Source organism: Streptomyces sp. DG2A-72 (assembly GCF_030499575.1).
Lineage (GTDB): Bacteria > Actinomycetota > Actinomycetes > Streptomycetales > Streptomycetaceae > Streptomyces.
The window spans coordinates 8,989,302-9,003,280 of the sequence record NZ_JASTLC010000001.1 but is presented as its reverse complement, the minus strand read 5'-3'; the positions used below and the strand labels follow the sequence as shown (position 1 = coordinate 9,003,280).

Annotated in this window: 10 protein-coding genes; 6 read left to right on the top strand and 4 right to left on the bottom strand. The window is 68.6% G+C overall.

Annotated elements, in window-relative coordinates; all coding sequences use genetic code 11:
- The first annotated feature begins 37 nt into the window (after window positions 1–37).
- A complete protein-coding gene (locus tag QQY66_RS42745; protein WP_301985797.1) occupies window positions 38–904 on the top strand; it encodes a GDSL-type esterase/lipase family protein in 867 nt (288 codons plus the stop codon).
- Between the two features lie 240 nt (window positions 905–1,144).
- Here the strand turns inward: QQY66_RS42745 and QQY66_RS42740 are convergent, their stop codons facing one another.
- On the bottom strand, window positions 1,145–1,303 hold the full coding sequence (locus tag QQY66_RS42740) for a hypothetical protein (protein ID WP_301985796.1): 159 nt from the start codon (window positions 1,301–1,303) through the stop codon (window positions 1,145–1,147).
- A 45-nt stretch (window positions 1,304–1,348) separates the two neighbouring features.
- Window positions 1,349–2,362 carry a LacI family DNA-binding transcriptional regulator gene (locus QQY66_RS42735; protein WP_367667038.1) on the bottom strand — a complete coding sequence of 338 codons (1,014 nt, stop codon included), beginning with the start codon at window positions 2,360–2,362 and terminating at the stop codon, window positions 1,349–1,351.
- Between the two features lie 450 nt (window positions 2,363–2,812).
- On the opposite strand from QQY66_RS42735, the gene QQY66_RS42730 reads away from it, so the two are divergent.
- From QQY66_RS42730 to QQY66_RS42705, 5 genes are all read left to right on the top strand, one after another.
- Window positions 2,813–4,666, top strand: a complete 1,854-nt coding sequence (locus tag QQY66_RS42730) for a hypothetical protein (RefSeq protein ID WP_301985794.1) — start codon at window positions 2,813–2,815, stop codon at window positions 4,664–4,666.
- A gap of 4 nt (window positions 4,667–4,670) precedes the next feature.
- Window positions 4,671–6,023: a right-handed parallel beta-helix repeat-containing protein gene (locus QQY66_RS42725; RefSeq protein ID WP_301985793.1), complete on the top strand. Its 1,353-nt coding sequence runs from the start codon at window positions 4,671–4,673 to the stop codon at window positions 6,021–6,023.
- Window positions 6,024–6,027: 4 nt separating this feature from the next.
- Window positions 6,028–8,256, top strand: a complete 2,229-nt coding sequence (locus QQY66_RS50650; RefSeq protein WP_367667037.1) for a family 43 glycosylhydrolase — start codon at window positions 6,028–6,030, stop codon at window positions 8,254–8,256.
- Between the two features lie 90 nt (window positions 8,257–8,346).
- Entirely contained in the window at window positions 8,347–10,278 is a 1,932-nt protein-coding gene (locus tag QQY66_RS42710; protein ID WP_301985792.1) for a glycosyl hydrolase 53 family protein, read from the top strand.
- Between the two features lie 101 nt (window positions 10,279–10,379).
- A complete protein-coding gene (locus QQY66_RS42705) occupies window positions 10,380–11,693 on the top strand; it encodes an RICIN domain-containing protein (protein WP_301985791.1) in 1,314 nt (437 codons plus the stop codon).
- A 299-nt stretch (window positions 11,694–11,992) separates the two neighbouring features.
- Here QQY66_RS42705 and QQY66_RS42700 read toward each other — a convergent pair whose 3' ends face one another.
- On the bottom strand, window positions 11,993–12,652 hold the full coding sequence (locus tag QQY66_RS42700) for a response regulator transcription factor (RefSeq protein WP_301985790.1): 660 nt from the start codon (window positions 12,650–12,652) through the stop codon (window positions 11,993–11,995).
- Window positions 12,649–13,842 carry a sensor histidine kinase gene (locus QQY66_RS42695; RefSeq protein WP_301985789.1) on the bottom strand — a complete coding sequence of 398 codons (1,194 nt, stop codon included), beginning with the start codon at window positions 13,840–13,842 and terminating at the stop codon, window positions 12,649–12,651. The genes QQY66_RS42700 and QQY66_RS42695 overlap by 4 nt, the downstream gene beginning before the upstream one ends.
- Window positions 13,843–13,979 lie beyond the last annotated feature (137 nt).

Here is a 13,979-nt window from a genome sequence, read left to right as displayed (position 1 = left end):
CCGACGCGCGGCGGCGCCCGTCTCTGGGAGAGACCCCATGCAGAAATTCCGGACACTGATCACGACCGCGCTGGTGATCGCCCTGTCGAGCCTCGGCGTCAGCGCCGCCTCGGCGGCCGACCGCTCCGCGCCGAACTGCACCGACGCCTCCCGCGCCCAGGCCCCGGCCGCTCGAGCGGCGGCCGCACCGGTCACCGTGTGGCTGGCCGGTGACTCCACCATGGCCAACCCGGGCTCCGCCCGGTGCCCGGTCGGCTGGGGCAGCCAGTTCGACGCCCTGTTCAACAGCGACGTGACCGTCAAGAACCAGGCCGTAGGAGGCCGCAGCATCCAGACCTGGCTGTACGAGGGGAACGTGAGCAGCACCAAGGGCTCCGACGGCGAGTGCCGCCTCACGTCCAACACGTACTCGTCACGCTGGCAGGCGATGCTGAACGCGAGCACCGGGATGAAGGCGGGCGACTACCTGTTCATCCAGTTCGGCATCAACGACTCCTCCTCGACCTGCCCCCGGCACGTCGGCCCGGCCCGGTACCAACAGCTGATGACCATGATGGCGCAGGCCGCCCTGGCCCGGGGCGCGCATCCGGTGCTGCTCACCTCGGTGGCCGCCATCACCTGCTCCGGCAGTACGGCGACCAAGAACCGAGGCTTCGTGAACGAGACCTTCGCCGCCGGAACCGCCACCGGGGCGCCGGTCATCGACCTGCAGACGCTCAGCGTCTCGCATTACAACAGCCTGCGCTTCTGCCCGCACAACGGCGACTTCGGATCGGGCCCCGTGGGCGCCTTCTTCTGCAACGACCGGACCCACTTCGAAACCCATGGCGCGCAGCAGACAGCCGGGCTCGTCGCCGGTGACGTGCGCCGGCAGAGCCTCCCGCTCGCCGCGTATCTCAGGTAGCGCGCCGTGGTGGCCTCCGGTGAAGGCGGTGCAACGGGCGAGATGGACAACGTCCGTCATGTCGACGGAGTACGGAAGCGGCCCGGCCCAAGTCTGAGGGCACCTTGCAACGCCCGGATCCGCCGATCGTGGCGGACCCGGGTGTCTGCCTGCGGCGACGGTGGCGAGCGTCACCGCCGCCCGGAGCGGCAGGCTACGGCCCTCCAGCCTGCTGATCACGCGGCGCCGCGAGGCCGCCGATCACATCTCCTGGACGGCGTCGGCCCGGCGCAGGGCTTCGCGGCCGGCGTCGGTGACGTGGAGCTCCTGCACATGACGGTGGCGAGGGTGCGGCCTGCGTTCGGGTTGGCCACGGTCCTCCAGGCGGGCCAGCTCCGCGCCGGGCACCGACTGGACCACCGGCCAAGGAGTACACCGCCGCCGGCCAAGCCCGCCGCCCAGGCGTCAGGACACGCGGGGGCGGACCGAATCGCGGACCACCAGGTGCGTACCGAGGACTACGTGCGCAGGTGTGCCGCCGCGTGCCTCGTGCTCCAGTGCGAGACGTACGGCGGTACGCCCGACCTCCTCGTGCGGCAGGTGCACAGTGGTCAGATTGAGGTCGAGCGAGGACTGAAGATCGTCGAATCCCACCATCGACACGTCGTCGGGAACCCCGAGCCCGTGCTCGGTCAGTGCCCGGCAGGCGCCCCCGGCGATGAGGTCGTTGAGGGCGAACACCGCGGTGAAGTCGCGAGGACCGGTGGCCAGCCGCTCCTTCATCATCCGGTAACCCTCGTGCCATTCCAACGGGCCGCCCTCGACCTCCAGTGCCGGGTCGTGCGGCACACGGTGCGCGGCCAGCGCCCGGCGGTACCCGGCCACCCGGCCTTCGGCCGTGGTGTAGCCGGGACGGTGGCCGAGGCACAGGATCCGCTCGTGTCCCGCGGACAGCAGGTGGCTGGTCGCGGCGAACGCGCCACCGGCGTTGTCGTACTCCACGGCGACCGCGGGCACGTCGGGGCCGAGCGGCGGGCGGCCGCACAGCACCAGCTGGGACCCGATGGCGGCCAGGGCGTGTGCGTACTGGCTCATACGCTGCCGGTACTTCTCGTCCGCGATGACGTTGCCGACCAGAATGACCGCCTCGGCATGCTGCTCCCGCATGAACTTCACCATGGCGAGTTCGCGCTCGGGGTCACCGCCGGTCGTGCCGATCAGGCACAGCCGGCCTTCGACGGCGGTCTGGGCCTCCACTCCCTGGGCGACATGCGCGTAGTGCGGCGAGATCACCGAGTTGAGCACGATGGCGATGCTCTTGGCGGATGTGCCCGCCAGAGCGCGGGCGTGGGCATTCGCCACGTAGTCCAGTTCCTCGACGGCGCGCATGACGCGCTTGCGAGTGGCGGGGGAGGCGGGGTAGTCGCCGGTCAGGATTCGGGAGACGGTGGCGACGGACACGCCTGCCCGGTCCGCCACCTCGCGGATCGTGGGCCGCCGTCGGCCGCCCCCGGGCTCGCTCGCCCGTCGCGCCATCGTCCACCACCAGCCTTCCCCGCTTCCCAGTGCGCCTGGGCCATCCCGTGCAGGGAGACAGCGATCCGCCGCCCGGGGGAGCATCGGTTAAAGCGTTTGCACCGATGGCTCGAGCTTATGGCCGCGTCGCAACACGATCAATACCAGCAATGACAACGGATAGCGACGACGAGTCTTGACACGATCATGACATCGGGATAGTAAACGTTTTAACACCGTCTTGGGTGGAGGGCCCCGATGCCCGAACCTTCCCGTCGCTCTCCCCCGGCCGACGCAGCACCCCCGCGGCGGCGAGCTTTCCCCCACCACCCCGACGGGCCAGGCGGCCGTACCGGCGCAACCGCGGCCGACGGTGATCATCTGCCTTGCACCCGCACCCGCACGGGAGGATTCATGAAACGTTCCATCAAGGTCTCGTTAGCCGGGGCCACAGCCGTACTCCTGTCCGCCGCGACTACGACGCTCGCAGTCGACGCGGGTGCCGCGACGCCGACGGACGGCCTCGCAGCGGCAGCCGCCAGACCGATGGAGAACCTCGGCCGCGGCGTCGTGGCCGTGCGGTCGAGCAACACCAGTGTTCTCGTCTCCTGGCGGCTGCTGGGGCTCGATCCGGACGGCATCGGGTTCAACGTGTACCGGTCCACAGCCGGAGGCCAGGAGGTCAAGCTCAACTCCGCGGTCCTGACCCAAGGCACCAACTTCACCGACTCCACGGCCGACTTGACCCGGTCCAACAGCTACCGGGTACGGCCCGTGATCGACGGCGCGGAGCAGTCACCGAGCGGCGCCTTCACCCTGACCGCCAACCACGCCGTCGAGCCGGCCCTTCGCGTACCGCTGCGCGCCGGGGGCCCGGTGAAGTTCGTCTGGGTCGGCGACCTCGACGGCGACGGTGAATACGACTTCGTCCTGGACCGCCAGACATCGCCGCAGACACTCGAGGCCTACCGGCGCGACGGGCAGCTCCTCTGGTCGGTCAACATGGGGCCGAACAGCACCAACCAGAACAACATCGAAGGCGGATCGTCCACCATCGACGTCGGCCACAACGACGGCGTGACCGTCTACGACTTCGACAGTGACGGCCGCGCCGAGGTCGCCGTGCGGATCGCCAACGGTGTCCGCTTCGGCGACGGCACCACATTCACCAACAGCAACAACAACCGCCAGTTCATCGCGATCCTCGACGGCATGACCGGGGCGCCTCGCGCGACCGCTCCCGTGCCGACGGACTACCTGGCGGACGGCCCGATGTACGCCCGGTTCGGCGTGGGCTACCTCGACGGCTCCCGGCCCAGTCTGGTCGCCTTCATGAAGAACCGGATCGGCAACGGGGCGTTCAACCTCATGATGGGCGCCTGGCAGTTCAACGGCCAGTCCCTGACCCAGCAGTGGAAGTGGCTGCGCGGCAACCAGAACACACCCGACGGGCACAACACCCGCGCCATCGACGTCGACGGCGACGGGACCGACGAGGTCGCCGAGATCGGGTTCGTGCTCAACGGCAACGGCACCCTGCGGTACTCCCTGGGCCCCGCGGGCGTCATCCACGGCGACCGCTTCCACATCGCCAAAATGGACCCCAACCGCCCGGGCCTGCAGGGCTACGGCGTCCAGCAGGACAACCCCAGCGGTCTGCGCGAGTACTACTACGACGCCACCAACGGCTCCATCATCTGGCGGCACACCGCGTCCGGCACCGCCGACGTGGGACGCGGCATGGCCGGCGACATCGACCCGCGGTTCCCCGGCATGGAGGTCTGGTCCTTCTCAGGCCTCTACAACGCACCCGCCAACCGCCTCACCGAACCGAACACCTCACTGCGTCCCTGGCCGCAGCTGGGCCTGTGGTGGGACGGCGACATCACGATGGAGCTGCTCAACGACGGCAAGTTCGAGAAGTGGGACCCGAACAACCCCAAGCCCACCAACAGCCTGACACGGCTGCTCACCACCTCGAACTACGGAGCGGTCGACGCGAGCCAGAACGTCCAGCCCACCTTCTACGGCGACATCCTCGGCGACTGGCGTGAGGAAGCCGTGTACACCAACGCGAGCCACAACCAGCTGATCATCTTCACCACCGATCGCCCGTCGAGCACACGGCTGTACACGCTCGCGCACAACCCCGCCTACCGCAACGCCATGACGTTCAAGGGATACATGCAGTCCCACCACGTCGACTACTTCCTCGGCGCCGGCATGGCCCGGCCACCACGGCCGAACATCACCTACCCCGGGAGATGACGCTGTGAGAACCGCGAAGTTCGTCCCCCCTGCCGCTCTCCTGCTCTCGGTGGTCACGGTGAGCTCTCTCGTGATGGTCGCCGACTCGGCGTCCGCCAGCGACGCGGCGGCCGGAAACACCTATTACGTCGCCCCGAACGGGAACGACGGCGCAGCGGGTACGCAGGCCGCTCCGTGGGCATCGATCGCCCGTGCGCAGTCCGTCGCCAAGGCGGGTGACACGGTCCACTTCCGGGGCGGCACCTACACCTACACCCGCGCGAACAGCGCCTGTTCGAGCCAGTCCGCCAGAGTCGACGCGATCACCCTGAACAAGAGCGGCAGTTCGGGCAGCCCGATCCGGTACGTGGCCCAGCCGGGCGAGAAGCCGGTCTTCGACTTCTCGCGGATGACGGACAACTGCCGCATCAAGGGCTTCAACGTCACCGGCAGCTGGATCCACCTCAAAGGACTGGAAGTCAAGGGCGTTCCGCAGAACAACAACCGGAACGCCGAGTCCTGGGGGATCTGGGTCTCCGGCAGCAACAACGTCTTCGAGCAGATCAACACCCACCACCACATGGGAACCGGCCTGTTCATCAACGGCGGGGGCGGCAACCTCGTCCTCAACTCGGACTCGCATGACAACTACGACCTGCGCAGCAATGACGGGCCCGGTGAGAACGCCGACGGGTTCGGTTCGCATTACACGCCGGCCGGCCGCGCCGCGAACGTGTTCCGGGGTTGCCGCGCGTGGTGGAACGCCGATGACGGGTTCGACCTCATCTCCACCTACTCGCCCGTGATCATCGAGAACTCGTGGGCCTGGCGCAACGGGTACGTGCCGGGGACGACGACGCCCTCCGGCAACGGAGCCGGCTTCAAGTCGGGCGGCTACGGGGGCGACTACGAGACCAACGCGCCCAAGCACACCGTCCGCTTCTCGGTGGCGTTCCTCAACAAGGCGGCCGGCTTCTACGCCAACCACCACCCGGTGGCCAACGACTTCTTCAACAACACCGGCTACGGAAACAGCCCCAACTTCAACATGCGTGGCGTCGACTCGAGCGGCGCCGCCGTCGGCCGGGGCAACCTGCGCAACAACATCGCCTACACCGGAACGCCGACGTCGTACATGACCGGCACGAACGCCGCGTACAACTCCTGGAACCTCGGCAGCCCCCTGTCGAACTCCGAGTTCCAGAGTGTGTCGACATCCGGCTGGGACGCGCCCCGCCAGACCGACGGAAGCCTGCCCGTGCTGCCCCACCTCCGTCTCGCGGCGAACAGTGCCCTGATCGACAAGGGCACCGGCGTGGGACTGCCCTTCAGCGGAAGTGCGCCGGATCTCGGCGCCTTTGAGAACGATGGAAGGTGACATCTTGAGGCAAAGATCGCGCGTCCTCTCGAAGTACTGGAAGGTGGCCGCCGCCGCATTGTTGTCCGTGGCGTTGGCGGCACCGCTCTCGGCGAGCACCGCTGCGGCGGAGACACCTGCGACGCGGACACAGGCAACAACACAGACACAGGCCACGCGGACACCGGCGACGGCGCTCCAAGACCAGGGTGCCGCTGCTGGACCGGTGGTGGATCGCGGCCTGAAGTACCTGGTGTCCGAGTACGAGACCCGCGCTCCGTCGAAGTACACGGCCGGCTCCTGGAAACCCTTCGCCAAGGCGTTGCGTTCCGCGGACGCGGTAGCCGACGACACATCGGCCACCAAGTCGGAGGTCGCCGAGGCGAAGACGGCGCTGATGAACGCCGCCGGCGATCTGCAGGCTGCCGACGAGGGCACGTTCCAGACCATCACGAACAACACCTTCTGGAACGACACCAGCGGCAACCCCATCTATTCGCAGGGCGGTGGGGTCTTCAAGTTCGGTGACACCTACTACTGGTACGGCGTGCACTACCTCGGCGCCGAGTCCTACCGGGCCAATCCGACGAGGAAGTACGACGGCGAGGTCAGCTTCAGGTCCATCCCGGTGTACTCGTCCAAGGACCTGGTGAACTGGAAGTTCGAGAACCGCGTCGCGACGCGCTCCACCGGCGTCGGCAGCGGCGCCAACATGGGCGGCGCGGGCTGGGTCGGGCGGCTCGGTGTCTCGTACAACGAGAACACCGGCAAATACGTGCTCGCCGTGCAGATGTGGCACACGGGCAGGGGCGGGCACGGCGTCCTGCTGCTGCAGGGTGACTCGCCGACCGACACCTTCGACTACGGCTACTTCCAGACCCAGATCACCAACTCGCCGACGACCGGCACCGGAGACCAGACCGTCTTCACCGACGACGACGGCAAGGACTACCTGATCTTCTCCAACCGCGAAGGACGGTCGCGCGGCTTCGTGGCCAAGTTCCGGGAGTCCGACTCGCTGCGGATCGAGCCAGGCGTGGAGATCCGTCGCGGTGACGGTCGCGAGGGCAACGCCATGTTCAAGCTCGACGGCAAGTACTACCACGCGGCGTCGGACCTGCACGGCTGGAACACCTCTGTCAACTACGTCAATGAGTCGACCAGCAGCAACGTCCAGGGCTCCTACAGCAGCGAGTACGTCCTTGCCGGCACCGAGATGGACTACAGCCACGTGACCCAGACCGGGTTCTTCGTGACGGTCAAGGGCACCAAGCAGAACACGGTGATCTACGCCGGCGACCGCTGGGCCGACTTCGCCTGGAACGGCATCGGATACAACCAGTGGGTGCCGATCACCAAGACCGGCGCGAGGCCGCAGTTCCACTCGGTGAGCCAGTGGCAGTTCAACGTCACGACCGGAGAGTGGCGTGTCGGGCCGGCGAACAACTACATCCTCAACCCGGACATCCAGGCCGACCGCATCATCGTCTCCAGTGTGCGCGGATGGCGGAACCTCGGCGGTTCGGTGACCAACGTCAACGGCGGTGTGAACGGGTCTCGCTTCGCCCTCCAGGTGAGCAACAGCGGCGGCGTCGAGCAGCGGATCGCGTCGGTGCCCGAAGGCACCTACACCCTGTCCCTGCACGCTCGGGGTAGCGCCGGACAGGTCGTGATCACCGGCGCCAACGGCAGCCAGCGCACCCTCAGCATCCCGTCGTCGAGCGGCTGGGCCAAGCGCGAGCTCACCGGCATCCAGCTACCCAGCGGGGCCGCCACCGTCACCGTGCGGGCGTCGGGTTCGGGCGGCGTCATCGTCGACCAGCTCTCACTGGTCAAGACCTCTGCCGACGCGCCATCGGGACAGCGGTACGAGGCGGAGACCGCGCCGGCGGAGTGCCAGGGCACGATCGACTCGAACCAAGCGGGCTATTCCGGTAGCGGGTTCTGCAACGGCAATGCCGCCGCGGGGTCCTACGCACAGTTCACGGTGACCTCGCAGGCCGCTGGTACGGCCACGCTGGCGATCCGGTTCGCCAATGGCGCCAGTACCGGTGCGAGGCCGGCGAACCTGGTCGTCAACGGGACCACGGTGGGGACGGTTTCGTTCGAGTCCACCGGTGCGTGGACGACGTGGTCGACCAAGACCGCGACCGTCCCGCTGAACGCCGGCAGCAACACCATCCGGTTGGATCCGACGACGGCAGCCGGTCTGCCCAACGTCGACTACCTCGATGTCGGTGCCGCGACTGGCTGACATCCCACGCTCTGCCGGTCGCTTCGACCGGCAGAGCGTGCAGGGTCGCGTCCTTGAGTCCACGACACCGTCACATCGTCAGGAGAAGGAATGAGCAGCAAGCGTCTGCCCCGCGTCGTCGCGGGCATGACGACGTTGGCCACCATGGTGTCCGCGACATTGCTCATGGTGCCCGCGCCGGCCCATGCGACCTTCGGCACCGCGGACATCAAGCCGATCGAAAGCAATATCGCTGCCAAACCCTGGGCCTCGGCGACAGCCGCCACCGGTTCGTCGAACGCCGGACTGGCCATCGACGGCGACCCGACGACGTCCTGGCAACCCGGTCGTGCCGGCGGTCGGCAGTGGCTCACCGTCGACCTCGGTGGAACTTACGACAACCTGCGCAAGGTCAAGGTGATGTTCCCGGACCGTGGCGTGGCCTATCGGTACATCGTCGAGGCTTCATCCGACGGTCGCCGGTGGAAGACCATCGCCGACAGGTCCCACAACCAAGCCGTGTCACGAGGGGAAGTACACCTGTTCACCCGGCCGGCAACGCGCTTCGTCCGGCTGATGTTCACTGGGGGGCCGGGCCGTGCCCAAGCCGGCGTCAGCGAGCTCCAGGTCTTCAACTACCTGCGCGACGACCTCATCCTCGGCGCCGATCTGTCCTGGATGGACGACGTCCAGGACCGGCAATACTGGGTCGACCCCCTGGCCGAAGACCGCGGCGCCGGGCCACACCTGCTCGACGTGGCCAAGGACCGCGGCATGCAGCACACCCGGCTGCGGATATTCAACGAGCCGCGCAGCGAGAGCACCGGTCGGCCGACGCCGATACCGCGCCAAGGCCCGGAGCGTTCACTGGTCTCAGCGAAGGGGATCAAGCAGCGGGGCATGGGCCTGGGTATCGACTTCCACTACGCGGACTCATGGGCGGACCCGAGCAAGCAACCAAAACCACGCGCCTGGGCCGAGCTGGAGTTCGCGGACCTGTCCCAGGCCGTGTACGACTTCACCGCTGACTATCTGGACCGGTTGATCCAGCAGGGCACCACGCCGGAGAAGGTGGCCGTCGGTAACGAGATCATCAACGGTTTCATGTACGGCAGCGAGGCGGCCCACATCGGCACGACGAGTCCGCCGTATTTCGTCGACCAGGCCGATATCTACCAGTCGAAGCCCGGCGGTGGCCTGCTGTGGCAGTACTGGGGGTCAACCGACCCGGTGGAGCAGCAGCTCTACGACCAGGCGTGGGACCGGTTCACCACCCTGGCCGCGGCCGGGATCAAAGCCGTCCGCGACGCGTCACCGACATCCAAGGTCGAGATACACGTGATCGTCGGCAAGGACCGGCTCGCCAAAACCATGGAGTTCTGGCACCAGTTCGTCACCCGGGTGAAGGCAAAGGGGCAGAACCCCGATGTGCTGGCCATCTCGTACTACCCGGAGTGGCACGGTACGCCCGAGGCTCTGGATCTCAACCTGAACACCATGGCCACCGCCTATCCCGGCTACGAGATCGACATCGCGGAAACCGCCTACCCCGCCTCGGGCGGCGACGGCTCGCCGTTGCCCAACTCACCCTTCCCGCGAACGATTCAGGGCCAGGCGGACGCTGTCCGGAGGGTGTTCCAGGCCGCCAACGACGTGGTCGACAACCGAGGTTCAGGTGTACTGGTGTGGGAGCCGGCCGGCTACCAGCCGATGTTCCGGGCCGTGCCCGGGCTGGCGAACACATGGGAGCCGCACGCCTCCATCAACGTCTTCAACGCCAGCCGCGCCAAGCACATCCTCCAGGACACCATCTACACCGCCACCGTGGTGGGGGCCGCCCCGAAGCTGCCTTCCTCCATCCGCATGCTCACCACCGCCGACAACAGGATCACCCGTGTTCCCGTCCGCTGGCAGCCGTTGCCACCTGGCGCGACCGACAGGCCGGGTGAGGTGACAGTCACCGGGATGACCGACACAGGACCGGTGACGGCGGTCATCGACGTCGTTCCCGGACGCGGCGAACACGACTTGACCACCTCATAGCCTCCATCGCCGAGCGAAGGACCAGAAGACGGCGTGCACGAAGACCTCTGCCCCGCCGAACGCCAATCGCTACATCCATCCCCGCACCCCAGGAGACATCCATGGCCATGCAACGACGGACATTCCTCAGCATGAGCGCGGCCGGAGCGACGGGCGTGGGTCTGTCCCTGCTCGGCGCAGGACAGGCGCCGGCCGCCGTCGGGCCGTTGGACACGGCGCCGACCACGCCGTTCGCGGTCGGCGTGCGCAGGTACAACTGGACCCGCGGCAGCCGCCCGTGCACCACCTACGTCTACTACCCCGCCACCGGCACCCCCGGCGGCAACCCCGTGACCGACGCCCCGGTCGCAGGCGGCGTCTTCCCCGTCTACAACATGACCCACGGCTACGGAAGCAGCCCGCAGAACTCCCTGTTCATCATCCGAGCCCTGGCCGCGGCAGGCTTCATCGTCCCCGCCCCGCACTTCAACCACAACTTCACCGACGTCAACAACGGCAACACCTCCAAGGACGTCTCGCAGATCCTCACCAACACCCTCGCCCTCAACACAAGCGGACCGCTGGCCGGACACATCAACACCGGCATCGGCGTCGGCGTCTCCGGCCACTCCCTGGGCGGCATGGTCACCCACGGCCTGCTCACCTCCTGGCCCGACAGCCGGATCATCTCCGCCAACCCCCAGTCCTGCGTGGACATGGGCAACCCCGCCGCCTCGGTCTCCGCCAAGGTCCTGTTCGTCCACGGCGACCGGGACTCAACCACGTCGTACTCCTCGGCCCGGCAGGCATACACCGAGATGACCTGGCCCAAGGCGTTCCTCACCTTCGTCGGCGGCAGCCACACCAGCTTCTGGAGCGACCAACGCTTCCCAAGGACCGTCGTCGACTGGGCCCGCTGGACCATGTACGGCGACACCGCCGCACGCGACCGCCTCCCCGCCGACGCGGCCGGATCCAACACCAGGTGGGAAGCACAGCTGGGTGACTCGACCGGCGGCCCCGGGGTCTACAGCCTGGTGGCCCAGCACAGCGGCAAGGCCGCCGACATCTACGAGGCCTCCACCGCCGCCGGCGCCAGGCTCGCCCAGTACACCGCCAACAGCCGCCCCAACCAGCAGTTCGAGTTCGTGGACGCCGGCGACGGCCACGTCCGCATCAAGGCCCGGCACAGTGGCCTGTTCCTCCAGCCCGCGGGCACCACGACCGGCGCGGACGTAGTCCAGCAGGCCGACAGCGGCGCCACCGTCCAGCAGTGGCGCGTGATCGACCACGGCGGTGACGTGATCAGCCTCGTCAACCGGGAGTCCGGCCTGGCCATGGACGTCTGGGAATACTCCACCGCCAACGGCGCCCGCATCACCCAGTACACCTACAGCGGCAACGCCAACCAGCGCTTCACCCGCCGCCGCGTCTGACCCGGGACCTGTCGGAGCACCGCTCGGGCAACAGGGCGGGCGGTGCCCCGAGCCGACGAGATGGCGGTGATCGGCGGGACCGAGACCCACACCGATGTCCACCAGGCCGTGGTCGTCCGGTCCCATGGCGACGTCCTCGCCGTCGGAGTCGAGGGGACCGGCGCCTACGGCGCCGAGGTCGCGCGGTTCCTCCTCGAACGAGGTCACGGTGGCGGAGGTGGACCGGCCGGACCACAAGGCCCGGCGGGACACCCAAGTCCCGCAACGGGATCGTGGAGGCGTTCCGGGCTCAGCTGCCCCTATCGCTCCCGGACCATGCCGCACTCCCACGCCCAGGCGGCGATCTCGACCCGGTTGCGGGCGTCGATCTTCTGCTGGATGTTGGCCAGGTGCGTCTTGACGGTGGACAGCGACACCACCAGCTCGTCGCAGATCTCCTGGTTGGTCCGGCCCACCGCGACGAGCCGGGCCACGTCGAGTTCCCGTTCGGTCAGCGGGCAGGCGGCATCCGGCTCGGGCGGCGTGGAGGACAGTTCCTTCAGCAGCCGGACGGTGACGGCGGGGGAAACCAGCGCGTCGCCGCGGGAGGCGGCCCGCACCGCCTCGATCAGCAGGCCGGGCGGGGCGTCCTTGAGCAGGAAGCCGCAGGCCCCGTTGCGCAGCGCGGTGTGCACGTAGTCGTCCTGGTCGAACGTGGTGATCACGACGACCCGCATCGGGGCGTGGACTCCGGGGCCCGCCAGCGCCCGGGTGACATCCAGGCCGTCCAGTTTCGGCATCCGGATGTCGACCAGACACACGTCCGGCCGCAGCCGGCGGGCGAGTTCCACGCAGGCGGCGCCGTCGGCGGCCTCACCGACCACCTCGATACCGGGCTGGGCACCGAGGATCAGCCGGAAACCCATGCGGACGAGCTCCTGGTCGTCCGCGATCAGCACCCGGATCGCCGCATCGTTCATGCCGGTGATCCTGCCACAGCGGCCAGCACCGGGAAGGCGGCGGTCACCCGCCAGCCGCCGTCGTCGGTGGGGGCGGCGGTCAGCGTGCCCTCCACCGCCTCGACGCGTTCCCGCAGGCCGACCAGCCCGAAGCCGCCGCGCCCGCCGACCGGGCCGGGGTGGCGCGCGGCCGGTGCCGTGTTGTACGCCTCGACCCGCAGCCGGTTCCCGTCCACATCGATCCGTACGGCGACCACGGCGCCGGGCGCGTGCCGGCGCACGTTGGTCAACGCCTCCTGCACCACGCGGTGCACGGACGTCTCCACCTCGGGGGCGAGCCGCACCTCGCGGGCCGCCGCCGCCACGTGCAACTGGGCGTCCTCTTCGTCTCCGGAGAACGCGGAAACCAGGCGGGCGAGTTCCGCCCACACCTCGCCGGGCCGCACGCCCGCGTGGTCGTCCTCGCGCAGGACCCGCACCAGACGGCGCATCGAGTCCAGTGCCTCCGATCCGGAGCGGGTGATGTTCTGCAGCAGCGGTCCGACCTGTTCCGGCGCGGTGTGCTGAAGGGTCAGCGCGGCATTGGCCTGGACGATGATGCCGGTGACGTGGTGGGCGACGAAGTCGTGCAGGTCGTGGGCGAGTTCCAGGCGCTGGCGCTGGCGCACGGCGGCGATGTCGCGGGCCCGCCGCTCCTCCATCAGTCGTACCCGCGAACCCCAGGCGAGAGCCAGGCCGACGGCGAGCGTCATCAGCAGGGACCCGCTGAGGGCGTCCTGGCCGTCGTTCCGGATGTCGTTCGGCAGCAAGCGCTGCGGGATCGCGACGCCCGCCACGCTCAGTGCGGCACAAACGGCCACCGCGGTCCTCGGGCCCGGTACCGCCCACACCGCGCGGGACAGCAGCACCAGCAGAGCAACGCTCTCCAGCGCCCCGAACGTACGGGCGCCCGGGCCCGCCCACGTGGCGATCACGGCCGTGAGGACCAGCGAGCCGCCCGCGACGAGCACGGCACGTACCGGCACGCTCGGCCGACGAGCGGGCCACAGCAGCGCCATGCAGGCGAGCAAGCCGGACACCATCTGCAGCAAGCTCGGCCAGCTGTAGTCGGGCGCCCCCTTGGCGAACATGTCGAACAGCCCCATCAGGCCGAGGATGATCCAGCCGACGGCGGTCAGCGCCCGACGGAGCAGCGGAGTTTTGGAGTTCACGCCCGCAGGATACGGAAGCGGCGATTCCCGGCGGACTCGGCCGAATGGCCGATGTCCGGCCGCCACAACCGGCCGTCCGGCCGAGCCCGCCGGAAACGTGCGCCCCGATCGTGGACGGCATGAACCCGCTGAACACC